Here is a 24760-nt window from a genome sequence, read left to right as displayed (position 1 = left end):
TCACAATGGGGGCGAACGCGAGGTGCGGGAGGTTACCTTTTGATCTAGTCGAGCCGGCGGATTCTGACACTCCGGAACCACACCACTGAATGGTGGTTTTGCAGCACGATGGGGCTCTCCTTCACCGGCGCCTCGTACTCGAGCTCTTTCACCCCATTGAGCCAGTGCTCCACGTGTCCGCCGTGCACGACAATGCGTGACAGGTTGAACTCGCCGGGCGGCTTCGCCGCATGCGTGGCTGGGGCGATCTTCCCATACAGCGAGGCGGTCTGCTTCTCGGGATGGCCCTTCGAATCGGCGTTCGCGTCGTCATCAATCAACTGGTACTCGGGACCGCGCCCCCGCGCATTGTTCCCTTCCCCCTTCGGAGCCTTCCAGGTATCGACCTTCTCAATCAGGTACTTCACGCCCGAGTTGCCGCCGGGTTCGATCTTCCATTCGAACTCCAGTTCGAACGACCGGAATGTGGCTTCACTGCGGATGTCCTGAAACCCGCCATCCACCACGCGGGCCTTCAGGCAACCATCTTCCACCGCCCACGACTTCGCCGGAAACGGCTGCCCCGTGACCTCCAGCCAACCCGCCGGAGTGCGGCCGTCGAACAACGAAACCCACGGTGCGGCTGGCTGCAGCAGCAGAAGGAACAGAACGAGCATTCCCAAAGTGTACACGGGCGAACAGCCCGCTTTCTCCAGGTGAAAGTGTGCGGGTAGAATCGTATGAGGGATTTGCAGGCCGCGCTCGAACGGCAGCATGCAGTAACGCTGGGTTTATCCCATTCAGCAGGAGGACTTCGATGATCAGAATGAATTTGCAGATGGCCGCTTTGTCATGCTTGGCGATGGGCCTTTCCGCACAGGCGCAGTCGGTCGCCACCTACCAGGCAACGGTCAACGGCTCGAATGTGGAATCGGGTAAGTGTACGATCGAGGTCGTCATCGACGCGATCGCGGAAGTTGAGATTCGCGGCACGCAGGGGCGCATCCGGACCCTCACCGGCCAGCCCTCGCAATGGCGCCGCTTCCAGTGCGACGGCACCATGCCCCTCAATATGTCGGACTTCCGCTTCAAAGGTATCGACGGCCGTGGCCGCGTCGAACTGATTCAGGATCCCCGCAACAATCGCGGCGTGGCCGTGGTTCGCATCGAAGACAACAAGGGCGGTAGCGAAGGCTACACCTTCGATCTCGAATGGCGCGGCGGCAGCGGCAACGCCGGCGGCGGCAACTGGGGCAATGGTGGCGGCAGTGGCTGGGGCAACGGTGGCAACGGCAGCGGCTGGGGCAACGGCGGCAACGGCGGCAATGGCAGCGGCTGGGGCAACGGCGGAGGCAATGGGAACGGCTGGGGCAACGGTGGCAACTCCGGGAATCGCGGCCGGGTGAACGATTCCATCCGCGCCTGCCAGGACGCCCTGCGCGCCGACTCTCAACAGCAGGGCTACTCCAACATCCGTTTCCGCAGCACCAACACCGACGACAATCCAGGCCGTCGCGATCGCATCACTGGCACTCTCGATGCCCGCGGCCGCAACAACCGCACCGACACCTTCAACTACTCCTGCGACGCCGATTTCAGCAAGGGCACCGCGGGCAACGCCAACGTCCGCCGGCAATAGCCGGTTCGTTTCAACACCCGCCTCGCCGGGCCGCCGCACCAGCTCGCCATTTACTGACATGTCTGTAAGGCGATAGAATTGCGGATGACCCGACAAGGCGGGTGGTTTCATGCCGTTCATCCACGAAGATTTCCTGCTCTCCTCTCCCTCCGCGCGCAAGCTGTACCACGAGTACGCTCAGGATCAGCCCATCCTCGACTACCATTGCCACCTGCCGCCCCGCGATGTGGCCCAAAACCGCCAGTTCGCCAACCTGTTCGAGATCTGGCTGGAAGGCGATCACTACAAATGGCGCGCCATGCGGGCCAACGGCGTGAATGAGGAGCTCGTCACCGGAGCCGCCTCCCCAAAGGACAAGTTCCTCGCCTGGGCAAAGACCGTCCCGGACACCCTCCGCAACCCGCTCTATCATTGGACCCACCTTGAGCTGAAGCGCTACTTCGGCATCGACGAACTGCTTGATTCCTCCAACGCGGAGAGCGTCTGGGCACGCGCCAACGAACAACTCGCCACGGATGGTCTGCGCGCCTGGGGCATCCTCGATCGCTTCCAGGTGAAGGCCGTCTGCACCACCGATGACCCCACCGACGACCTGGCCGATCACCAGGCGATCGCCGCCTCGGGTCTCGCCACCAAGGTCTACCCCACCTTCCGCCCCGACAAGGCGATGAATGTCCACCAGCCCACGCAGTTCAACGAATGGCTGGGCCGCCTGTCGCAGGCTGCCAATATCGACATCACCGGCCTGCCCTCCTTCCTGGACGCCCTGAAACAGCGCCACGACTTCTTCCACTCCATGGGCGGCCGCCTCAGCGACCACGGCATCAACGCCGCTTTCGCCGAGCCCTGCAGCCAGGCCGAAGCCGCCGAGATCTTCCACCATGCCCGCGCCTGTGTCGCCGCCTCCGCCGAAGACCAGGCGAAGTGGGCGTCGTTCCTGATGCTCTTCTTCGGCCGGCTCGACGCCGAAAAAGGCTGGACCAAGCAGCTCCACCTCATGGCCCGCCGCAGCAACAACACGCGGCTGCTCGAGAAACTCGGCCCCGATACCGGTTTCGACTCCATCGGCGACTGGCCGCAGATGGATGCCCTGGGCAAGTACCTCGACACTCTCGACCAGGAAAACGCGCTCCCCAGGACGATCCTCTACAACCTCAACCCGTCGTGGAACTACGCGTTCGCCACCATGATCGGCAACTTCCAGGACGGCTCCGTCGCGGGCAAGATCCAGTTCGGCAGCGGCTGGTGGTTCCTCGACCAGAAGGAAGCCATGGAGTGGCAGATGAACGCGCTCTCCAACTGCGGCCTGCTCTCGCGCTTTGTCGGCATGCTGACAGATTCCCGCAGCTTCATGTCCTACCCGCGGCACGAGTACTTCCGCCGCACGCTCTGCAACCTGCTGGGCGATGATATGGAGAAAGGTCTCCTGCCGGACAGCTTCGAACTCGTGGGCGGCATGGCGCGCAACATCTGCTTCGCCAACGCCCGCGACTTCTTCGGCCTCGCCCTCTAAGCCGAGTTTGTTACAAGAAAGGCTGTAGACAACCTACATGCTCGGCAGTAGACTGTCTACAGCCATGTGGCCCAATATCCTCCGCTACCTTTGGAGCCGCCCATGAACCTCTGGCAGCTCTTCCAACGCAAACGCCAGGAGCAAGAGCTCGACGAGGAGATCCGGGCTCACTTTGCCATGGCCGTCCGCGAACGCATTGAGCGCGGGGAAGATCCGCGCGAGGCCGAGCTGGCCGTCCGCCGCGAGTTCGGCAACGAGGCCCTGGTCCGCGAAGTGACCCGCGACATGTGGGGCTGGCGCTGGCTGGAGGACATCCTGCAGGATGTCCGCTACGCCCTGCGCGGCATGCGCCGCAGCCCCGGCATCAGCGCGGTCATCATCGCATCCCTCGCGCTGGGCATCGGCGCGAACACGGCCATCTTCAGCCTCGTGTACTCCATCCTGCTGCGCGCCCTGCCGGTCCAGCAGCCGGAGCAACTGGTCGAACTGATGCAGAAGTACCCGACCGACCCGCGCGCCAACGGCTACTGGTCGTCGCGCAGCTACGAGTACTACCGCGACAACAACCACGTCTTCTCGGCGGTCACCGGCCTAGGCATCGACAACGCCGCCCGGCTCAACACGGGCAATACGGACGACCTCACCTGCGTCGCCGAGTTCGTGGCCGGCAACTACTTCCAGACGCTGGGCGTGCGGCCGGTGCTGGGCCGCGCCATCACCGGCGCGGATCTCCTCCAGAAGCAGGACGGCGCGGTGGCCCTCATCAGTTGGGATCTGTGGACAACACGCTTCCAGCGCGATCCGGGCGTTCTGGGCCGGCGCATCACCGTCAACGACAAGCCGGCCACCATCGTCGGCGTCGCGCCTCCGCAATTCAGCGGGGTGCGAGCCAATGCCCAAACCACGCTCTGGCTGCCGTCGGACGCCAAAGGCAGCCTCCATCTGATTGCCCGCCTGAAGCCCGGCGTCACCCTGGAGCAGGCTCGCGCCGAGATGACGCTGCTCTTCCGCTTCACGGTCGAAGAGCGCGTAGCCGCCGAGAGCACGCGCAGCAGCCCGGATCCGCAGGTCCGCCAGCTCCGCTTCGAAATGGAGCCGGCCAGGGCCGGACTGAGCGGGGTACGCGACAAGGTTGGCCAGAAGCTTGTGGTCCTGATGGCAATCGTCGGCTTACTGCTGTTGCTGGCTTGTGTGAACGTGGGCGGGCTGCTGCTGGCGCGCGGAACTTCCCGGGCACGGGAGATGGCTCTACGGCTGGGCCTGGGCGCGAGCTCAGGCCGGCTGATGCGCCAGGTGCTCACCGAGTCGCTGGTGCTCTCCCTCTGCGGAACGCTCGGCGGGCTCGCCATCGCCTACCTCGGGACCAAACTGTTGCTGCGGATCATGGATAGCGGACGCCCGCACGAGCGCATCCACCTGCTGGTGCAGACCGACGCCTCGCTGCTGATCTTCTGTGTTGCCGTGGCCGTCTGCTGCGGCCTGCTGTTCGGACTCGCTCCGGCCCTCAGCGCCATCCGCAACGAGCCGGCGGACGCCCTGCGCCAATCCGGCCGGGCTTCGGGCAAACGCTTCCACCGCGTCTTCGGCCGGGCTCTGGTGGCCGCGCAGGTGGCGCTGTCCATGTTCCTGCTCAGCACCGGAGCCCTCTTCGTCGCCCATCTGGCAAAGCTCAAGAGCGCGGACCTCGGCTTCCGCCGCGACAACGTTTTATTGGTGTCGCTGGACCCGTCGCGCTCGGGCTACAAACCGCAGCAGCGCGCCACCGTGTATCGCGAGCTGTTCGATCGGATGAACACTATCCCGGGCGTGCGCTCAGCTTCGATCGTTGGGCCCAGCCCGCTGCAGGGCGCCGGCGCGTCGGGCTTCGGCAACTTCGAAGGATTCCCGGAGCGGCAGGAGGACAAGCGCTGGATCTCCATCGCCTGGGCCGCGCCCCGCTGCTTTGAAACCCTGGGCATCCAGCTGCTGGCCGGGCGGGAATTCTCCTTCCAGGACCAGGCTCAACCGCACGTCGCCATCCTCAACCAGACGCTGGCCCGGCGCTACTTCCCGAAGGGCGATCCCATTGGCAAACACGTCACCCTGGACCATGTGACAATGACCCGCGAGCCGGCCACCTACGAGATCATCGGCGTCGTCTCGGACTCGAACTACATGGAGATCCGGGAGGAGCGGCGGCGGACGATCTACCTGCCGGCCTTCCGGGACGGCAGTGTCATCGCGGGCACGTTCGTTCTGCGCACCGGGGTGGATCCGGGCAGCGTGGCCGGCGACGTCCGGCGCATCGTGCGCGGCGTGGCGCCCACCATCACGACGGATAAGATCACGACCCTCAACGAACAGATCGACTCGTCCATCGTGCCGGAACGCATGATGGCGGCCTTGTCCGGTTTCTTCGCGCTGTTGGCCGGTCTGCTGGCGGGCATCGGGCTGTGGGGCCAACTGGCTTACACCGTCACACGGCGTACCAACGAGATCGGGATCCGCATCACGCTCGGCGCGACGCCCGCCTCGATATCGCGGACCATCCTGCTGGAGGCGTCCACGATTGTCGCTGCCGGCATCGTGGTGGGCGTTCCCGCGGTGCTGTGGGGCAAACAACTGGCCGTGAAGCTGCTGACAGATGTGGCGGGCAGCACCGGCACAACCCTCGGTCTGGGCATGCTGGCCATCGCGGCCGTGGCGCTGCTGGCCGCCTACGGACCGGCGCGCCGCGCCGCCCGGCTCGATCCGATGGAAGCCCTGCGCCAGGAGTAGCCGCCTGCTTGGCACGAGCCTCGGAAGGTGGCAGTATGGAACGGATCGGGGAGGTGAACAGATGTTCGGCCGACGACCGTTTCTTGGATTCATGAGCAGCCTGCCTTTCGCGCCGGGCCTGAGGGCCGCGACGAAGAAGCGCGACGTGATCGCCGAGTTGGGTGTTCGCACCTTCATCAATGCAGCGGGCACCTACACGGCCCTGACGGCATCCCTGATGCCGCCCGAGGTGATGGACGCCATGCGCACCGCCTCGCGCCAGTATGTGAACCTGATCGACCTGCAGGACGCCGTGGGCAAGCGCATCGCCACCCTGCTGGAGTGCGAGTCGGCCATGGTGACCTCCGGCGCCGCCTGCGCCCTGACCATCGGCACCGCCGCTTGCCTCACCGGCAAAGACCGCGCCAGGATCCAGCGCCTGCCGGACGTGACCGGAATGCCGGGCGAAGTCCTGGTGCAGAAGAGCCACCGCTACGGCTACGACCACGCCGTGCGGGCCTGTGGCGTGAAGCTGGTGGAGATCGAGACGGCGGAGGAACTGGAGAAAGCCGCCGGGCCGCAGTCGGCGATGATGCTGTTCTTCAACGATGCCGAACCCCGGGGGCGCATCAACGCCGACGAGTGGGCGCGGCTGGGCAAGAAGCTCAACATCCCCACATTCAACGACGCTTCCGCGGACGTGCCCCCGGTCAGCAATCTGAAAAAGTACACGAAGCTGGGCTTCGACCTGGTCACGTTCTCTGGAGGCAAGGGTATCTGCGGACCGCAGAGCGCGGGCCTGCTGCTGGGCCGCAAGGACCTGATCGAAGCTGCACGCATGAACACCTCGCCGAACAGCGACACGATCTCACGCGGCATGAAGGTGAACAAGGAAGAGATGGTGGGGATGCTGGTCGCGCTGGAAGCGTTCATGCAGCGCGATCACGAAGCCGAAGGGCGTGAGTGGGACAAGCGCGTCGCAACGATCCAGAAGGCCGCCGAGAAGTACAAGACGGTGTCGTGTTCAGTGGAGGTGCCGCCGATCGCAAACCACACCCCGCACCTGAAGATCAAATGGGATCAGGGTGCGATCCGGATCGCCCCTCCAGATGTGCTGAAGGCGCTGCGCGAGGGTTCGCCGTCGATTGAGGCGTGTCCCATGACGAATAAGGAGATGCTCGTCTTCACGGTCTGGATGATGCAGCCGGGCGACGCGGAGGTGGTGGCCCGCCGCGTCGCCGAGATCCTGAAGCAAGCCAGCGCCTAGATATAGGCGATCACGTCAATCTCGACCAGCGAGTTGCCGGGGATGTCGGCGGCCGCGATGGTGGTGCGTACGGGCGGCTCCATCCCGAAGCGGCCGAGGAAGGTCTCGTTCATGCCGGCGTAGTCGGCCATCGTCTTGATGTACACGTTGCACTTCAGGACCTTCTCCATGGAGGAGCCGGCGTTCGTCAACTCAGCCTCGATCTCGTCCAGCACAATCTTGGTGTGAACCTTGATGTCGCCAGGCACATGCGCGCCCTTGCCGGCGATGAACAGCAGGTTGCCCAGGGACACGGCGCCGGAGAACAGCGGCTGTTTCTTTGGCTTTTCACCCCTGTAGTGGACCTTCTTCGTCACTTTGTCTTGTGCGGCAGCGGCGGCGGGCACAGCAAGTGCGGCGCCACCGGCTATGAACTTCCGGCGAGAATTGGCCATGCGCTGACTTGTATCAGCCCAGGGTCACCTTGCGCAAGTCTATTTTGCCGCGCTCCCACACACCGAGCCCCATCGCCCCGCAAATCTCGACGTGCTCGGGCTGCTTGCGGACGAAGGTGCTGAACTTGTCGGGCAGGTCGTCGGCCAACGGCTTCTTACCCACCTTGGCGCGCTGGGCGTCGATGACCTCCCAGCCGATGTGGTCGAGCGAGACGGGGTCGGTGGAGAAGTACATCGACTTATGCTCCCACACGAACTCAGGCCGGGCGAACGGTCCGCCGTGATAGACGCCCTTGATGCCGTCGCAGATGTGGAGCACCGCCTTGTTCCGGATCATGGGGATCGAGACGGACGCGGGGATGAAGGCGCCGCAGGCGTTCAGTGACTTGGTGGCGTGGCTGCGCGCCACGTTGTTGACGAGCCCGTGGGAGAGGTTCTTGAGCGCCACGGTGACACCGGCGGACTGGTGATCCTTGATCAGGCAGACGTTGATGAGCTTGTTGACCTGCTTCGTGATGTACAGGGCGGCGTAGGAGCGGCGGGCGGTTTCGTTCGAGATATCCTGGCCCGGCAACACGAGCGCCATGTCCATGTAGTGATCCGGATCATAGCCTTTGATGTCCTGCTGCACGCCGTCGCCGCCGTCCACAGCGGTGGTCCAGCGAACCCCCTCGGGCAGCCACTTGTCGAAGCCGGCCTCGAGGAACTCTGAGCGGTAGCGGTCGTAGACGACGATATCCTGGGCCTTGATGCCGGCGGCCTTCAGGCCATCGACGATCTGGTGCAGGACGCTGGCGTCCGACATGCAGTGCGGCCGTCCGACGGGATTCAGCTTGATGCCCACGACGTCACCGGGCTCGACGAACTGCTTCCACGCCTCGCCCCAGCCTCCGGCGCCGGTGAGGTCCTTCATGCCGCGCTGCATCATCTCCCGGATGACGGCCGGCTGATACTGGCCGGAGACGATCGACCCGGGGTGATTCACTTCGATGACACGGCCGGGATAAAGCCCGGGCATGCCCCATTTCGTTCGTTCGGCGGCAGCGGCCACCTTTGCTCCAAAGGCAAGAGTGGCCACGGTGGCGCCCGCGGCGGTGGCGAGCCAATCCCTACGGTTGATTCGTCGATCCATGCAGTCCCTCTGGGTCAGAGTATAACGCTCAGCCCAGGGCGATCATGAGATCAGTGGACGTGGTGCTGGGGCACCAGTAACGCTCGATGTACTCGATGACGAGTTCCGTGCCGCGGACATGGCTGACGAACGGACGGTCCCGCGGGTCGTACATAGCGTCGGTCATGTCGCGCAGCAGGACACAATGGACACCCCACTTCGACATCTGCTTGATGGCGAAGGTGCGGTTGAGGATGCACATGTTGGTGTGGACGCCCATGACGAACAGGCGCTGGATGCCGCGCGCCCGCAGCGCGTTGTAGACCTCGGCGCCCTGGTCGGAGATGAGGTCGTTGGGCGCGATAACGATGCCGGCGTGCTGGCGCGACCAGGCTTTGTGCTGCTTGTCGCCGGGGGTGTCGCAGCCACCATCGGTATCGTCGATGGGCAGAGCGGGTGAGCTGAGGTCCAGCGGCTTGGGCGGATCGACCTTGGGCAGCGCCTGCATGGCCTTGCGCTGGGGAGCGTCCCGGTAGAAGTCCATCGTGTCGGACGGAGCGTGGACGATGAGCATCCCGCTGGCCCGCGCCTTCTCCAGCAGAGGCCCTGTGCGCTGGACAAGCAGGGCGACGCGGCCGTTGGCGCCTTCGCACCAATGCTTGTCCCACATGTCGCAGAGGATGATGGCGGAGTGCCGCGGGTCCAGCGATTCAGTGAACTCGATGGCCTTGGCCTCGTCGCGTTTGCGGAGTTTCAGCATGGGCTTGGACTGGCCGGCCAGGGCCGCTCCGATGGTCGAGAGGATGAGGGTCCGGCGTTGCATCGTTACACCTCCACCTGGTTGGTTGCGCGGTTCCACTTCATGCGGCGGCCGTTCTTGAGGGACAGGTTGGCGAGTTGGACGACGAGCGCCGCCTGGAAGCCGAGCCACATGGGCGCGGCGGGGGCCTTGCGCGTCCGGACGCAGTCGAGGAAGTTCCTGACGTGGAGATCGGTGGCCCAGCCGAAGCCCTTTTCGGAGCGCTTCTCGAGGATGGGGGTCTCTTCCCCGCCCTGCGCGAAGACGCGGAAATCCTCACGGCCGATGTCCATGCGCGCCTTGCCGCCGTCGAGGTGGTTCATCTGGTCGTAGCGGCTCTTGTAGCGCATCGCGGCGTAGTTGATCGTGAAGACGCCGATGAAGTCCTCGGGGTATTCGGCCGTGACGACGACGGACTCCGGCGTATCGCCGCTGGCCGCGTGCGGACGGCCGGCGGCAGCGGTGACAGCGAGCGGGGCTCCGGCGCCCATCAGCATGTGGATGCCGTCGAAGACGTGTGCGCCCTGGTCGGCCACGATGCCACCGGCGAACTCGCCGTAGAGGCGCCAGCGGCTGAAGATGTCGGGATCCAGGGGTCGCTTCGCGGCGGAGCCGAGCCACTGATCCCAGTCGAGCGGTCCCTTCAACTGAGCCACCTTCTCGCCGCCCAGTTGGGTGTTCAGCCACCAGGAGCGGACCATGCGGACGTCGCCCAAAGTGCCTGCGGCGACGACGCGGCGGCCTTCCTGATAGAGGTCGTAGCTGCGGCGCTGCATGCCCACCTGGATGATGTTCTTCGAGCGCTTCTCGGCCTCCACCAGTTCGACGCCCTGCTGGGGTGTGTGGCAGAGGGGCTTCTCGACGTAGACGTCCTTGCCTGCGGCCAGGGCATCGAGGACCATGCGGTGATGCCAGTGCTCGGGCGTAGCGATGAGGACGGCGTCGAGGGACTTGTCGTCGAGCAACTGGTGGTAGTTGCGGTAGGCCTTGGGGGCGGCTCCGCCCTGGGCCTTGGCCGCCTCGGAGAGGGCGCGTTCCAGGTTGGGCTCGTAGACGTCGCAGACGGCGCCGACCCGCAGCGATGGGTCCTTCTGGAAGACGCCCATGACGAAGGTGCCGCGTCCGCCACTACCGATGACGCCCAGCGAGATCTTATCCGCCGCGTACAGCCTCTGCGCGGCCGCCGCTGCTCCCATGAGAAAGACTCTGCGATTCAGTGGCATTGCGCTGCGCCTCCGGATTGCCTATTTAAAAGTGATCTGCTCGGCGTGCGTGGCTTTTATCCCGGCATCGACCAGGGACGTCCACTTGCGGCCATCGACAATCACGTCTTCAAAGACTACACCACCGATTTGGTGTTTGGCGTCAAAGCCCTGCAGCAGCGAGGGGATTTCCTTGTGATCGACCCGGATGTGGCGGAACTGAATGTTGCGGATCTGGCCGCGCTCCTCGTCCTTGCTGTAGCGCGATTTCAGGATCTTGAAGTCGACCAGCAGGCCTTGCGCGTCCTCGACTCGGCAGTTGTCGTAGATGACGTCGGAGACGACGGCGCGATCGCCGTTGTGAATGGTGAACGTGCCTTCGGGGCCTTCGACGTGAATCAGGTCGTTGTCGAGGAAGCGGATGCCGCTGATGCTGGCGGCGCGCGTTTCGAAACCGATTTCGAGACCGTTGCCCCAGGCTCCGTTCCAGAGGACTGAGCGCTTGACGATCACGTTGCTGACGTCGCGCTGGTTGTTGAACTTGGTGAAGTAGTCGACTCCTGCCTTGATGGCGATGCAGTCATCCTTGGTGCGGATGAAGCACTGATCGACGGTGACGTTGGTGCTGCCGACGACATCGACGCCGTCGTCCCAGTCGTTGTCGCTGACGAGCTTCACGTTGCGCAGGGTGACCTTGTCGGAGGCGGTGATGGGGATGGTCCAGTGCTTGCTGTTGGTGACGATGATGCCTTCGATGTCAACGTCGCTGGAGCGGTTGATCTCGATCATGCGGGATTCGCCGCGCTTGTAGAGGCTGCCATCGAGGATGCCGCGGCCGAAGATGTGGACGTCTCTCGCCTGGTCCATGAAGATGGAGCCGCGCACGATGGCGCCTCCGGCGATGTAGACGAGTTGGCCGCTGGTGACGGTGATGCGGCCCACGTTGTGGACGGTGCCGGCGGCGAAGTAGTGGACTCCGGTGGGTCCGGGTTTGGGCGGAGCGCTTTCAGGCGGGTTGGCGAAGAGCAGGAGCGGGTGCTTGGTGTCGCCATTGATCTCGATGCTGAGCTGGGCCGTGCGGTCGAGGCGGAAGGTGATGACGTTGCCGGTGACGACGGGGCGGATGTTCAGACTTTTGGGACGGATCGCCACGGTCTCAACGGGCCGGGCGACGGTGATCTCGATGTCGGCCCGGCGAGCGAAGGAGGAGTAGGAGAAGTAGGTCATGCCGCCGACGGGCAGGCTGTAGACGAACGAGGACTGGCCGGCGACTTTTACCTGAAAGACCTTATCTTGTTCGACCCCATGCGGGGGATTGTAAACCGTGGCGCCGGCGAAGAGCGCGGCGGGGATGAGCAGGCTGATGCAGAGGGGCTTCACTAACTTCTCACTCGTGCAGGATTCTACCACCTGCCTGACCTGAGTGCGGCCTCACTTGGCGGCAAGTTCGATGGAGCGCTCGTCGAACATGGGTGTATCGAGGCCCAGCCGGATGAAGAGATACCGGATCTTGGACTCCGTGGGATGGTATTCGAAGTACTGCTTCTGGTCGAGTTCGCCGTAAAGGCCGCAGACCTCGGCGCCGGGTTCCGATTCGCGGATCTTGTCGGCCTCGCTCTTGTAGAGGGCGTTGGGCGTGATCTGGAAGACCTGCTTGTTGGGGTCGCCCAGGGGGAACTTCTCGCCCGCATCGGTGACGACACAGCCCATCTGCTGGCGCGAGGTCATCTTGGGATAGAAGCGGCGGTTGATGGCTTCCTGGACGCTCTGGCGCGGGGGCTTCTCCCAGACCTCGATGACGGCGTTGCCCATGGCGGCTTCCTGGCCTGGGTTGACCATCCGGATCTTGTTGTTGAGGACCTTGAACTCGCGGGCTGCCCGGCCTTCGCACTTCTGCACGGACATCCGCAGGCCCAGGTCTTCGCTTTCCCACTGGACCCACTGGCAACCGGGCTCAGGCTTGCGCTGGGCTGAAGCCGAGGCCAGCGCGACCAAAAAGAGAAACCACCTCATGGATTCTATTCTCTTACGTACGGGCGGGTAATGCGAATGGATGTTGGATAGGAGCCAGGGTTTGAGCGGAAAGGGCTGCGGAATTGCGGTTGGCTATCCGCTCGGTGACGCTCATGGCTCTGTTGGCACTGGTCCCCTAGAGCGCGATGACGGTGCAGCTCCGGGCGCCATGGGCTCCGATTACGAGGGATTGCTCGATGTCGGCGGTCTTCGAGGGGCCGGAGATGAAGACTCCGAAGCCGGGGCGCTGCAGGTTCAGGTTCTCGTAGGCCTGCTGCATGTTGTGGACTACCGTGCTCGCCTGGATGACCAGGACCAAGTGTTGGGCGATCACGAAGATCGCCCGTTGCGGACCCAGGTTCGTCCCGGGGACCCAGACGGCTCCGTTTTCGGCTACCGCGAAGTCTCCGGGCAGGATGGCCAGGTCGATACCTTCCAGTTCGTGGGGGTTCTTCAGGGCTTCCAGATCGACGTTACCCGGGAGGGACGGTACCGTGGAGGCGATCCGTGTAGCCCTCTGGAAGACTTCCAGGCTGCCGAGTTGGAGCTGGAGATCGGCTTCGTCCGTGGCTTTTAGGAAGCGGCCTCCTACCCCGGCCAGGGTGGCGGCGAAGTGCTCCAGCGGGTTCGGGTAGACGATGGCCTGGGGCGGGTCCGGCAGGGGGCGGAGCTGGGGGGCATTGGCCCGCATGGCTTTCAGAATGGTGTCGCGGCTGGTGGTTGGCGTGGCCATTACCTGGGCTCCTTCTTCAGGAGATCGCGGAAGGATTCCCTGGGCATCGGGGGGAGTTCGCGCTGCTTGCCCCAGGGGTTCCAGGGGCCGTAGACCAGGGCTCTCGGCAACAGGGGCATGAGGGTTCGCATCAGGCGGCCGCCCAGGAGGAAGGCCCACTTCCGGGCGAGTACCTGGCCCATGACCCACATCGAGAAGCGCTTCTGCCAGGGCAGGTACCCCTTCTTCGCCAATTCCTGGCGGAAGGCCAGCAGCTCGTGATGGAGGTCGATCTTGACGGGGCAGACGTCGGTACAGGAGCCGCAGAGGCTGGAGGCAAAGGGCAGCGAGCCGTAGGCGGCTGGATCCCGTTGGGGTCCCAGGATTGAGCCTATGGGGCCGGGCACCGTGTAGCCGTAGCTGTAGCCTCCGGAGCGGCGGTAGACCGGGCAGGTGTTCATGCAGGCGCCGCAGCGGATGCAACTGAGGGAGCGCCGGAAGGCCTCTTCGCCCAGGATGCGAGCCCGGCCGTTGTCGACGATGACGACGTGCATTTCGCCGCCGGGCAGCGGGCCGTGGAAGTGGGAGGTGTAGGTGGTGACGGGTTGGCCGGTGGCGCTGCGGGCGAGGAGGCGCAGGAAGATGGCGAGGTCCCGCGGACGAGGGACGATCTTCTCCACCCCCATGGAGGCGATGTGAATGGGCGGCAGGCTGGTGCCCATATCGGCGTTGCCCTCGTTGGTGCAGACGACGACCCCGCCGGTGGAGGCGATGGCGAAGTTGACTCCGGTGAGGCCGGCCTGGGCTCCGAGGAAGCGTTCACGCAGGTGGCCGCGGGCGGCTTCGGTGAGGTACTTGGGATCGGACGCGCCCTTCTCCGTGCCGAGCTGGATGTGGAAGAGCTCGCCGATGTCTTCTTTCTTGAGGTGGATGGCGGGCAGGACGATGTGGCTGGGCGGTTCCTTGCGCATCTGGACGATGCGTTCGCCGAGGTCCGTGTCGGTGACTTCGATGCCGTGGGCTTCGAGGTAAGGGTTGAGGTGGCACTCCTCGGTGAGCATCGACTTCGACTTCACGAGGCGCTTGACGCCGTGGTCGTTGAGGATCTTGAGGACGATGGCGTTGTGCTCGGCTCCATCGCGGGCCCAGTGGACGTGGATGCCGTTGGCGGTGGCGTTGCGCTCAAACTCCTCCAGGTAGTCGGCCAGGCGGGAGAGAGTGTGTGCCTTGATGGCGGAGGCGGTGGAGCGCAGGTCTTCCCACTCGGGGACGGTGGCGGCCTGACGGTCGCGTTTGACGCGGACAAACCAGAGGGACTCGTCGTGCCAGTGGGCGCGGGGCTCGTTGGCTACGAAGGGTGCGGCGCTCTCAGCGTGGCCTTTCATGACAGCCTCGCATGTTCGAGGATCTGGGCGACGTGGAGGACCTGCATGGGCTTTTTGTCGCGGGTGAGGAGCCCTTCGAGGTGCATGAGGCAGGACATGTCGAAGCCGGCGATGACCTCGGCTCCGGCCTGCTCGTGGTCGCGGATGCGGTCTTGCCCCATGAGGCAGGAGACGGCCTCTTCAGCGACAGCGAAGGTGCCGCCGAAGCCGCAGCATTCGTCGGGACGTTTGAGGTCAACGAGCTGGATGCCGCGGAGTTGCTCGAGGAGGACTTTGACCTTGTTGAAGGGCGCAACCATGCGTTCGGAAGAGCTGGCCATGCGGAGCTCGCGGAGGCCGTGGCAGCTCATGTGGAGGCCGACCTTGCGCGCGAAGTCGCCGTCCACCCTGGTGACCTTGGCAACGTCGACGAGGTACTCACAGAGCTCGAAGGTGTTGTCGCGCAGGTGCTCGAAGCCGGGTTTGCCGGCGAGCCACTGTTCATAGTGGTTGCGGACCATGGAGACGCAACTGCCGGAGGGGGCCACGACGTGGTCGTAGCGGGCGAAGATGCGCAGGAACTTCTCGGCCAGCGGGCGGGCGTCCTCGCCGCAACCGGAGTTGGCCATGGGCTGGCCGCAGCAGGTTTGTTCCTCAGGGAACTCGATGTCGAGGCCGAGGCCTCGCAGGACGCGGAGGGTAGAAAGACCGACTTGTGGATAGAGCTGATCCACATAGCACGGTATGAAGAGCCCAACTTTCGGCATGATCCTATTTAATCCCAAGGAAGACACGGTCGAGTTCGCGGATGACTTCATCGGACATGGGCGAGAGCTCGCCGACGGCCCGCGAGTTGATGAAGGCCTCGGCGGTGGACTCGATGACTTCGAGGCGGTCGAAGACTTCGAGGACGTCGGAGCCGGTGACGAGGACACCGTCGTTCTCGAGGATGACGGTGGGCTGCATGGGGGAGAGCATGGCGGCGAGCGCCTTGGGGTCGTCGAACTGGAGGCCATAGGGCGCCATGGCGGGGCGGCGGACGACGACATAGCTTTCGGGGATGGTGCGGGTGTCGACCATGGCTCCGGTGACGCTGAAGGCAGTGGCGTTGACGGGATAAGCGTTGATGATGGAGCCGATGTGCGGGTGAGCCTGATAGATGGCGTGGTGGGCGGCGGCGGCGCGGCTGGGTTCGGAGCCGGCGGGGACCTGGCCGTCGCGGACGAGAACGAGGTCTTCGGGCTGGATGACTCCGCGATCGATCTGGTAGGGCGTGATGAGGAAAGACGATGGGTCCACGCGGGCGGAGTAGCTGCCCTGGGTACTGATGAAGAGGCGCTGGCGGTAGGCGCGCCGGACGAATTCGCAGAGGCGGTGGCGGACTTCCTTCTCTTCGCTGGTGGGCAGGGCGGCTTCGGTGGCCGGGAGGGTGGGTTCCGGGAGCGGCTCGCGCTGATGGGCGAGGGCAAGCTCAGCGTCGGTGAGGTAGTGAACCGGGCGGCCGAGGAGGTGGGCCTTGATGATGGTTTTGCCGGTGAACTCGAAGGTTTCGAAGCGGCGGAAGGCTTCCTGGAGGTCGGGTCCGGCGGTGACGATGCCGTGGTTCTCGAGGATGACGCAGTTGAAGCCCTTTTTGAACCTGGCCGCGGTGGTAGTGCCGAGGGCGGCGCTGCCGGGGAGTTCGTAGGCTGCGAAGCCGCCGGCTCCGCAGACGTGCCAGGACTGGTGGAAGAGGCGGGTGTCGGGGACGGCGCGCACCATGCTGAAGGCGACGAGGGCGACCGGGTGGGCGTGGACAATGCCCCGGACGTCGGGCCGGGCCGCGTAGATGGCCTGATGGAGCGGCAATTCGGAAGAGGGCTTGCGGGTGCCTTCGACGGATCCGTCGGCGCGGACGAGGACGATGTCCTCGCGGCGGAGGGCTCCTTTGTCGACACGGGCGGGGGTGATCCAGACGTCGCCGTTGGGTTCGCGGATCGAGAGGTTACCGCCGGAGGTGGTGGTCATGCGGTAGCGGTAGATGCGCTCCATCAGGCGCAGGATTTCGTCACGGGGATGGAGGTAGGGGTTCATGGAGTCCTCTCAGTGGGAACGCAGGTGGCGCCGGGCGCGGCCAACGGACGGGGGCGGGCCGGATTGAAGATGTCTGCGTCGAGCACCGTATCCACTATTGTGCCGTGTAGAGGGGCCGGATGGTTTGCAGCGGGTTCGTTTCGTCGAGCGGTTGCGAGGGGACTTTGCCACCGCTCGCCAGGAGAGCCCATCGCTGAGGCTCCGGCAGTAAGTGAGCGGACGGGAGGGACAAGAGAGGGGAGCGGACACACTTCAGGCATGGTGCCTGAGGCCAGCGCTCCCCCTAGGGAGACTGGGCGGTGAGGTTATCAAGGATCTGGCCGCCCGATGAAGGGCGAGGACATGGACAGGCTGAGTGGAACGGGGTGAGAGCAATCAGGCCGCGGCTTCCACGGCAGGTTTGCCGGCCCTGACGACCTTGAGCCACGCGGCGGTCCAGGACTTGCTGAACTGGATCGCATCCTTCGGTCCGGAGGTGAAGCGGACGCGGGCCGTGACCTGGTCAGTATGGGATCCGCTGAAGACCTCGCGGAGTTGCGGCAGCAGGGTCGTCACCTCAGCCATTGGTGTGGATTCGGTGACGGCATGGATGGCAAAGGGACCCTGGAGTTGCAGTGTCGCGCGTTCGGTCTGGAGTTTGCGGAGTTCGTTCATGGCGCGATAGAGGGAACGCTCGAGGTCGCGCCGGTAGCGGGCGAAGTGGTTCAGGCGAGCGGCGTCGGTCTCGGAGAAGTCGATTGGGTCCGTTTCGGCGAGGATGGCGGACTCGAAGGTTTCGATGCGGCGGAGGTTCCAGGTGTGGGCGAGGATGCGGTGGAAAACCTCTTCCTCGAGGCAGGACTTGGGGTGGGTCTCGCGGAGAAGGCGAGCTTCGAGGGCGGCGAATTCGGCGCAGTCGTCTTCTGAGATGTGGGGTGAGCGCGCGGTGAGGCCGTGGCGGCGGGCGTTCTGGGCGGAACGGGCTTTGCCCTGGACGGTGACGGGTCCAGTGGACAGTTGGGCGTTGGCCTGGTTGGCGGTGAGCTGGGCGGCGGAAGCCATGATGAATGTCTCCTTAGAAAAGCAAAAAGCCGGCAGGAAAGCCGGCGCGATTCCAGGTTAGCTGGAGAGGTCAAGACCGCTTCGCCTTTTCTTCAAACGAAGTGTTGCAATGAAAGGAAATAAAGTTCTGCAATTCCTGTGACGGCGTTCCAGCCTATCGCCGAAATACCTGACTTCGCTTTCCGGATTGCAGAAACAATGCCCCCCAAGACGGGACTGGTCTCGCGATGAGCCGGGCTTGTCGTGCTGAAAATGCTTTTACTGCTCGGCAGCGTAGCAATCCTGGCACCCCGTGAGTCTTAGGAACGGATTGCCTACAAAGAGTGACTCAATACTACGAGATGGGCCGCTCTCACAGAGCGATGCCGCGGCCTGCCCCCAGCCGCTGCTTACGCGTAGCAGCAGACAGGATGCGCTGCCGCTGGCAGTCATATCCAGCTTTGTTCTCATATTGGCGGTCTGTTTACACATTGGGCGGGCGGGATTTCCGGACTTTCGACTGCCGAAGCAGAAAGCGTTGCTTGTTGGGGCAGAGGTCCAGACCGAAGCACCCATGGCAATCCTCGTGTCGGACGGGTCGCCTGCGAAGGCAATTTCGGACATTCTGCCCGGCGGCTCCGATTCCGAGTATCGGTGGACCAACCAGAAGCCGCGTGTCCAGTGCTGGCTTGAGGATGATGGCCCGTGGATGCTGGCCGTGCAGGTGCTTGCCGTGGGCGAGGTGATGAAGAAGACGGGCCCCCAGACACTTACCTTCCAAGTGAATGGCGTCACTGTCGGATCGAAATTACTCGATGAGCCGAAGATCTACACGCTGGAATTCCCCGTGCCAAGAACGGCCTTGGTTTCGCGCCAACCGGCCAAGGCCGGCTTTGACGTCGACAAAGTGTTGGTTTCCACCGATGGCATGAAGTTGGGTGTGCTGGCGAAGTCAGTGGGTTTTCGGCGGGCTTCGCGTTGAGAGAACTAGCGGAGGTAGTCACCGGCGCAGGCCTCACTGGGCTGGTCTGCCTGAACTTGGGTGAGCTGACACTGATCCTACTGCGGGTCAGGCTGACCGGGTTGGAATGGAAGTTCTTCGGGTTTCTCGTGGGCGCCGCGCTGTTGAGCCTGACGCTCTTTGTGGCTTGCAGCCTGCAGGTTGTCTACTGGCCGGTGCTGGCCGGATTGGCCGTTGGTGCGATTGTGCTGCGGTACCGGGTGCGAGAATCCCGGCTTCCGCCAGAGACCGACTCTCCACCCTTGCCCAGGGTTTGGGCCGCTGCGTTCTGCTGCGTGTACCTGATATTCGGCGTGTACTATTTCGTCACCGCGCTGTTGCCGGAGATGAGCCCGGATGGAGCAGCTTATCACTTGGGCTTTGTCAGGCGGTATTACGAGAATCACGGCTTCACTGCGGTCAGGACCAACATGTATGCGAACTTCCCTTTTGGGGTGGAGATGTTGTTCCTGTATGCCTACGCCTTTGGAAGGCATTCCGCGGCTGCGCTAGTGCATCTGTTATTTCTGCTGGTGTTGCCTTTCGGCATGATTGCGTACGCGAAGCGGGAGGGCCGGCCCGCCGCGGGGGTGCTGGGCGGGCTGCTGGTCTTTGCCTCGCCGTTAATGGGGAGGGACGGGACGTCCGCCTATGTTGACGCCGCCCTGGCTGCGACGATCTTTGGAAGTTTTGCGGCGATACAACTCTGGGTGAAGCGCCAGGAGAGAGGCCTGCTGTGGATTGGCGCGATGCTGGCGGGTTTTGCGTGTGCCACCAAGTACACCGCGCTGCCTGTGGTGCTGTATGCGCTGGGCGTCGTGTGCCACACGCACTTTCGGAATAGGCGAAGAGCCTGGCCTGACTTGGCAGTCGTCACGGCTGTGGCGGGGGTGATGATTCTGCCCTGGTTGGCCAAGAACGCCATCTTCACCGGCAACCCGGTGTATCCATTCCTGAATCAGTTCTTCCCTTCGCCCTATTTCTATGGATCAGTGGAGAGAGAATGGCAGTCCAACCTGGCTCACATGAATGGGGTGAGCTGGCCAGAGATCCCGCTGGAAGCGACCGTGCGCGGATACAGGCTGTCGGGACTGGTGGGCCCGGTGTTCCTGCTAGCCCCACTGGCCTTGGCGGGGCTGAGATGGCGCGCCGGGCGGCAGTTGCTGCTGATGTTCGTGGCTTGCGGACTGCCGTACTTCTCCAATATTGGCGCACGCTTTCTGCTCCCCTGCCTGCCGTTCCTGTCTCTTCTGCTGGGGTGGGTGTGTACGTCCGTTCCGGGCGTGGGACTGGCGGTCGTGGCGGCCCATGCCGTGTTGTCGTGGCCCGGGGTTGTCGAGCGGTACGCGCATCGCTACGCATGGCAACTCGGTGCGGTGGATTGGAGAGCGGCGCTGAGGTTGACGCCGGAGAGTGAGTATCTGTCGAAGCGACTGGGGGATTACCGGATGGGGCTGGAACTCAACCGGCGCGTGGCACCCGGAGCGCGTGTGTTTTCGACATCCTTTGGTCTACAGGCGTATCACGACCGGGAGATTGTCGATGGGTACACCTCGGCGCTGGGGAGCAGGACGTTCGACATGCTGGCGTCCGCTCTGTTTGCGGACCGAATGCCAACCTGGCGCCGCCGCATGAAGTTTGAGAGGGTGCCGGTTCGAGGGATACGAGTGGTGGCCAGCGGGGCCGGTCCGGTCGACTGGCAGATCAACGAACTGAGGCTGTTTGACGGCGAGAAGGAGTTGCCGAGGAATGATCGATGGCGGCTGGACGCAGCGGCCAATCGATGGGAACTCCCGCTCGCCTTCGATAACAGCGCGGCCTCTCGTTGGAGATCGGGGCGGAACCTGGAGCCCGGTCTTTATGTCGAGGTGGAGTTTCCCGAGGCGGTGAATCTGGATGGCGTGGAGCTCACGGCGGGGGCAGCCCAGAAGAATCATCCCCTGGAGGTATGGGTCGAGCAGGCGGGGCATTGGCAGAAGGTCTACACGCAGGAAGAATCCAGAGTGGTGCCGCTGCCATTGCAGTACCGCCGTGTGGTGATGCGGGAGATCCGGGCGAGCGGGGTGGATTGGCTTTTGTTGAGAGAGGAAGACTATGGCGGGAGCGAAGTGCTCAATCATCCCGAAGCATGGGGCGTGACGCACGTGACGGCGCTGGACGGGTACCACCTGTTGCGCATTGACCCTTCAGGAGAGCCTCCTCGTTAAGGGATGGGCCCCCATTTAGGAGGGCCGGGTGTAGTTGGGGGACCAGCGCCGGGGTCTTTGGAATGAGAGCCTAATGAGCAGTTATTCTTTACCGCTTTTGTTTTCATTCCTGGCGGCGGTGCAGCTGAGCATGCCGAAATCCCCTCAGTCCGCAGGCGCACAGGCGTCTGCGCAAAATGGAAGGGCTGTCTATTTCTCGTCGGCCTGGCGGATCCGCAATCAGGATGCCGACCCGTACGGCAAGGTCTACCGCGTTTGCAACGGCGGGGCTCCGGCACTGATTTAGTGTCCAGTTTTTGCCTCGGATCCCGCAGACATCCGCTGCTTTCCTATATCACGCCGACGATTCGTGTGTCTGTGGTGACCTGCTTGGAGATCACCTGATCGCCAGCCTTCCGACTGTAATCCGGCCGACCTCGCATTAGCCCCAGGCACTACTGGCCTGAGGCACGCGCCAGCCACGCTCGACACAATCAGCGCTATTTCCCTGCGCACAAGACGACAGACAAGAAGAATTTCATTCAGTGCCCAGTAACTGCTCAATAGTAAGTAGATCTACATGCATTTTAGCATCCGACATTACCGCGTCGCTCTTCTTCGCTTACATCCTCATTGGGACGCTTCCGGGCGTCTATATTCCCTTCTCCCCTGGACTTGACCCATCTTGGCAATGGGCCATTAACTACCTGCCGCACTGCCCTATTGAGTACGGCAGGGACATTATTCATCCATACGGCCCACTCGGCTTCCTGCTCGTAACTGGAGAGCTAGCCGACAACGTCCCGATCGCGTTCGCGTTCTGGATCACTGTACAGGTTATTGCAGGACTCGCACTTTGGCGCATTCGCGCGCAGATGGGCGGTGCTCCGTCGTACCTCTTTGCCTTTGTGTTTCTCGCCGGAGCATCCACTGGGCTTTGGGCTGAGTATCAGCTTCTCCTGGTTGCGACCATTTGCCTTTTTGCCGCAGGTCTTTCCAATCGAGGGAGAATGAGAGAGAGGATAGGATTAGGAATCGCAGGCGGTGTTCTGTTTGCCATTTTGCCGTTCCTTAAATGGAGCGTGGCTTTCTGGTCCATCCCCGCGGTTGTTCTCTTTTGCATTACCTGCACGACCTCGCGAGCCCGCGGCAATCTTCCGCTGGCCCTCTCCACCTTTTTCGCACATGTTGTCGCGCTGGCCGTCCTGTCCGTACGGTATTTTCACAGCTGGCCCAATCTCCTGACAGCCGTCCGACTTGGATTCGCCTCCAGTGCCGAGATCAGCGTTGCCATGAGCCTGGCGGGACCAGACGAAGCGACCCTAGCAGCTTGTGTTTGCCTTCTTGTCCTGATCCCCGCCCTCGCCTATCTGGCGGGTGTCGAAGACACTGCCCTGCTCCTCTTCGCCGCGCCCTTGCTCCTGGCATTCAAGCACGGCTTCTCGAGGCAGGATGGGCACATGTCGGCCTTCTTTGGACTTGCCGCGACGACGTGCGCGATTCCGTTTCTCTACTGGGCGAGATCCTCCCGCCACAAAATGATTGCCATCCTTGCGGCGGTTGTTTGCATTCCGTCCTCGATTGGGTGCGAGCTCCGATTCCAGAGCATCCCCCAACTCACAGCCCCTCAGTACCTGCTGAATCTCTCTGGAGTGGCAGGCATGAGGAGGCTTGGTCAAGTGACCCGGCTTTCGGAGTTTCGCGCGTCGCTGCGCCGCGTCAGTGAAGAGAATCTCGCTCACTCCCTGTTGCCACGCGCGTGGATCGAGCTTGTCCGTGCTCATGGTCAGGAGATCGATTCCCTGCCAGAGGAACTTAGCGTGATTCCAGCCAACGGGCTCACGTGGAAACCTAATCCCTCGCTGCAGCTATTTACGGCCTACACCCAAGAGCTGGATGCCTTCGTTGCCGCGCATTTTGCCAGCCCGCAACGGCCGGAGTTCCTGCTTGTGAAACATGCGGTTGTCGATGAGAGGCTGATGGTGTTTGACACGCCGCTTACCTGGCTCACGGTACTGGCGAATTATCGAAGCATCGCGGCCGACAATCAGGAACAGCGGCTGCTGCTGCGCCAAAGCAGAAACAGCCGGATCTTCTCCGGCACAGCCCCCGCGGTCATCGCTCACCAGACGATTCGTTTTGGAGAGACCATCACGGCTCCGCGGCCACCGGCCGGAAGAATGATGCTCGCCGGGCTCTCCTTCCGGCGCACTCACCTTGGCGAGCTTCGTAGAGCCGTCTTCCGTGTGCCCCGCATCCTGATGGAAATCTCTACCACATCGGGCCGCCGCCTTCTCGTGCACGTCACGCCAGCGACGGCGGAATCGGGCCTGCTGCTCAGCCCGTTTGTGTCGGACTTTGCCTCCCTCCAAGATGCCTTCGAGGGTGTTGCCCGTGAGAATGTCGAGTGGTTCCGGCTGTTGCCCGACTCCAGTGCGTCGTTCCGAGATCCGGTTGCCTGTGAGTGGCGGTCCGTCAACTGGCCGTCGCGATGATGCGCGTGCGGCAGGATTGCGGTCCGGAGGCCGCGGCGTCCCGGATTTCCGCCTGGCGGTTTGGCTGCCGTCGCTGGAATCGCACAGGGGGACTTCTGTCGCAGACAGCTTGCCTCAGCGGGCGGCCTTCGAGCGGAAGCAATGGCCCTTTGGATGGAAGCGGGCTGGAACCCTCGATATGATGGCGAATTGAGGGAGCTGTCGCGAACCGAGATTATGCCTCTTTTCTGGACCGAATTCGTGGGTGTCTGCTGCTCGGATCCTGAAGCAGAGAAACGCTGGTGGATTTCCAGCTTTGCCTGTCAGGAATGCCCGGTGCCGGAGGATTGGGACGATTCGCTGGCCTCCGATATCGTGTTGTGCTTGCCGGGGAATGAAGCCCCCACGATTCTGATACGGGATCGGAGGCACGTCCTCGCGTTTGGCGGCTCAGTTGAGGATGAACGGGCTTTGCTCTTCTGCTCGCACATCCGAAAAGCGCGCGGGTTCCTGCAGGAACGGGGCGTGCCGATGGGCCCAACTCAGGCCGTCGGGGGTGCTGAGTTCTTTGAGGTCCAGGATCCGGAGGGCCACGAGATCGAGATTTGCACGGAGCCCTGAGGAGTGCGGGGCGGGATGGGTGGGGAGGACGAGGCTGTCGAGGGTCTGCTGGTAGAAAGGGCGCTATGGGTTTGGATTCTGAGGTGTGTGCCCTCACGGTCTCGGCTGGATCCGCGGCTACTCCGCTTTGGCGGGCCGGGGGGCCATGCGGGACTCCGGTGAAGATGCGTGGGGGGCCGTGGCCCTCTGCTTGCCAGTCGCGGTTCGCAACAGGGGCCGCGCTGCGGGGTTGATTGGGAGCGTTCGGGGGCTCCTCCGCTCCCTCACGGTCGCGGCTCAATGCGGCTTCCTGCACTTTGGCGGGCCGGGGGGCATTCTGAGACTCGGTTGAAGACGAAGGGGGGCCGTGGCCCGCTCCGTTGAAGGCGCGCAACTCGGGGTACGGCCCTTTTCGCTGGTTGGTTGGAGGCTTGCCATTGCTTCCCCGCTCCTTTCAGTCGCGCTCCGAAAGCGGCTTCCTCCGCGTTTGCGGCCCGTGGGGCCATACTGCGACTCCTTGCCAGTCGCGATTGGCGGTGTGAACTCCTGGCGGCCTCGGAGGACGCGGCGGCTTTGTCCGATAATTCGCTCGCCTTGCTCTGTCTCCTTCTCCCGATGAAAGATCACTGGCTGGAAAC

General features: G+C 63.5%; 21 protein-coding genes. 9 read left to right on the top strand and 12 right to left on the bottom strand.

What is annotated here, in order from left to right; translation table 11 throughout:
* Positions 1 to 44 precede the first annotated feature (44 nt).
* Positions 45 to 656, bottom strand: a complete 612-nt coding sequence (locus IRI77_RS04375) for a 3-keto-disaccharide hydrolase (protein ID WP_194450865.1) — start codon at positions 654 to 656, stop codon at positions 45 to 47.
* Positions 657 to 796: 140 nt separating this feature from the next.
* Here IRI77_RS04375 and IRI77_RS04370 point away from each other — a divergent pair, with 140 nt between their 5' ends.
* From IRI77_RS04370 to IRI77_RS04355, 4 genes are all read left to right on the top strand, one after another.
* Positions 797 to 1618, top strand: a complete 822-nt coding sequence (locus tag IRI77_RS04370) for a hypothetical protein (RefSeq protein WP_194450864.1) — start codon at positions 797 to 799, stop codon at positions 1616 to 1618.
* Between the two features lie 109 nt (positions 1619 to 1727).
* Complete coding sequence (gene uxaC / locus IRI77_RS04365) at positions 1728 to 3131, top strand: glucuronate isomerase (protein WP_194450863.1); 1404 nt, start codon at positions 1728 to 1730, stop codon at positions 3129 to 3131.
* A gap of 102 nt (positions 3132 to 3233) precedes the next feature.
* The gene (locus IRI77_RS04360; protein ID WP_194450862.1) at positions 3234 to 5888 is read left to right on the top strand and encodes an ABC transporter permease; all 2655 of its coding nucleotides are present in this window, start codon (positions 3234 to 3236) and stop codon (positions 5886 to 5888) included.
* A 91-nt stretch (positions 5889 to 5979) separates the two neighbouring features.
* On the top strand, positions 5980 to 7134 hold the full coding sequence (locus IRI77_RS04355; protein ID WP_228486594.1) for a selenocysteine synthase: 1155 nt from the start codon (positions 5980 to 5982) through the stop codon (positions 7132 to 7134).
* Here IRI77_RS04355 and IRI77_RS04350 read toward each other — a convergent pair.
* The 11 genes from IRI77_RS04350 to IRI77_RS04300 all read right to left on the bottom strand — a co-directional run bounded on the left by IRI77_RS04350 (position 7131) and on the right by IRI77_RS04300 (position 17883).
* Complete coding sequence (locus IRI77_RS04350; protein ID WP_194450860.1) at positions 7131 to 7568, bottom strand: RidA family protein; 438 nt, start codon at positions 7566 to 7568, stop codon at positions 7131 to 7133. The two genes, IRI77_RS04355 and IRI77_RS04350, sit on opposite strands and share 4 nt — an antisense overlap.
* Before the next feature lie 13 nt (positions 7569 to 7581).
* A complete protein-coding gene (locus IRI77_RS04345) occupies positions 7582 to 8700 on the bottom strand; it encodes a DUF362 domain-containing protein (RefSeq protein ID WP_194450859.1) in 1119 nt (372 codons plus the stop codon).
* Positions 8701 to 8728: 28 nt separating this feature from the next.
* Positions 8729 to 9502 (bottom strand): cysteine hydrolase family protein, encoded by a 774-nt coding sequence (locus IRI77_RS04340; RefSeq protein WP_194450858.1) that lies wholly within the window; start codon positions 9500 to 9502, stop codon positions 8729 to 8731.
* Positions 9503 to 9504: 2 nt separating this feature from the next.
* Positions 9505 to 10701, bottom strand: a complete 1197-nt coding sequence (locus tag IRI77_RS04335) for a Gfo/Idh/MocA family protein (protein WP_194450857.1) — start codon at positions 10699 to 10701, stop codon at positions 9505 to 9507.
* Positions 10702 to 10722: 21 nt separating this feature from the next.
* Positions 10723 to 12060 carry a glycosyl hydrolase family 28 protein gene (locus tag IRI77_RS04330; RefSeq protein WP_194450856.1) on the bottom strand — a complete coding sequence of 446 codons (1338 nt, stop codon included), beginning with the start codon at positions 12058 to 12060 and terminating at the stop codon, positions 10723 to 10725.
* 51 nt (positions 12061 to 12111) lie between these two features.
* Positions 12112 to 12693 (bottom strand): hypothetical protein, encoded by a 582-nt coding sequence (locus IRI77_RS04325; protein WP_194450855.1) that lies wholly within the window; start codon positions 12691 to 12693, stop codon positions 12112 to 12114.
* Positions 12694 to 12829: 136 nt separating this feature from the next.
* Positions 12830 to 13426, bottom strand: coding sequence for a LutC/YkgG family protein (locus tag IRI77_RS04320; RefSeq protein WP_194450854.1), 597 nt, complete (start codon positions 13424 to 13426; stop codon positions 12830 to 12832).
* Complete coding sequence (locus tag IRI77_RS04315; protein ID WP_194450853.1) at positions 13426 to 14790, bottom strand: lactate utilization protein B; 1365 nt, start codon at positions 14788 to 14790, stop codon at positions 13426 to 13428. The genes IRI77_RS04320 and IRI77_RS04315 overlap by 1 nt, the downstream gene beginning before the upstream one ends.
* Complete coding sequence (locus IRI77_RS04310) at positions 14787 to 15536, bottom strand: (Fe-S)-binding protein (RefSeq protein ID WP_194450852.1); 750 nt, start codon at positions 15534 to 15536, stop codon at positions 14787 to 14789. Before IRI77_RS04310 ends, IRI77_RS04315 begins: the two co-directional genes overlap by 4 nt.
* Before the next feature lie 4 nt (positions 15537 to 15540).
* Positions 15541 to 16842, bottom strand: coding sequence for a class II aldolase/adducin family protein (locus tag IRI77_RS04305; protein ID WP_194450851.1), 1302 nt, complete (start codon positions 16840 to 16842; stop codon positions 15541 to 15543).
* A 375-nt stretch (positions 16843 to 17217) separates the two neighbouring features.
* Complete coding sequence (locus IRI77_RS04300) at positions 17218 to 17883, bottom strand: hypothetical protein (RefSeq protein ID WP_194450850.1); 666 nt, start codon at positions 17881 to 17883, stop codon at positions 17218 to 17220.
* Positions 17884 to 18436: 553 nt separating this feature from the next.
* Here IRI77_RS04300 and IRI77_RS04295 point away from each other — a divergent pair.
* The 5 genes from IRI77_RS04295 to IRI77_RS04275 all read left to right on the top strand — a co-directional run bounded on the left by IRI77_RS04295 (position 18437) and on the right by IRI77_RS04275 (position 24143).
* Positions 18437 to 18844, top strand: a complete 408-nt coding sequence (locus IRI77_RS04295; protein ID WP_194450849.1) for a hypothetical protein — start codon at positions 18437 to 18439, stop codon at positions 18842 to 18844.
* A complete protein-coding gene (locus tag IRI77_RS04290) occupies positions 18841 to 21069 on the top strand; it encodes an ArnT family glycosyltransferase (RefSeq protein ID WP_194450848.1) in 2229 nt (742 codons plus the stop codon). Before IRI77_RS04295 ends, IRI77_RS04290 begins: the two co-directional genes overlap by 4 nt.
* A 73-nt stretch (positions 21070 to 21142) precedes the next feature.
* A complete protein-coding gene (locus IRI77_RS04285; RefSeq protein ID WP_194450847.1) occupies positions 21143 to 21355 on the top strand; it encodes a hypothetical protein in 213 nt (70 codons plus the stop codon).
* 238 nt (positions 21356 to 21593) lie between these two features.
* Positions 21594 to 23543, top strand: coding sequence for a hypothetical protein (locus IRI77_RS04280; protein WP_194450846.1), 1950 nt, complete (start codon positions 21594 to 21596; stop codon positions 23541 to 23543).
* 216 nt (positions 23544 to 23759) lie between these two features.
* Positions 23760 to 24143: a VOC family protein gene (locus IRI77_RS04275; RefSeq protein ID WP_194450845.1), complete on the top strand. Its 384-nt coding sequence runs from the start codon at positions 23760 to 23762 to the stop codon at positions 24141 to 24143.
* The last annotated feature ends 617 nt before the right edge of the window (positions 24144 to 24760 follow it).

The sequence above is a fragment of the Paludibaculum fermentans genome (assembly GCF_015277775.1).
Lineage (GTDB): Bacteria > Acidobacteriota > Terriglobia > Bryobacterales > Bryobacteraceae > Paludibaculum > Paludibaculum fermentans.
Note: the sequence above shows the minus strand (reverse complement) of the source record. Positions and strands in the feature narration are given on the sequence as shown.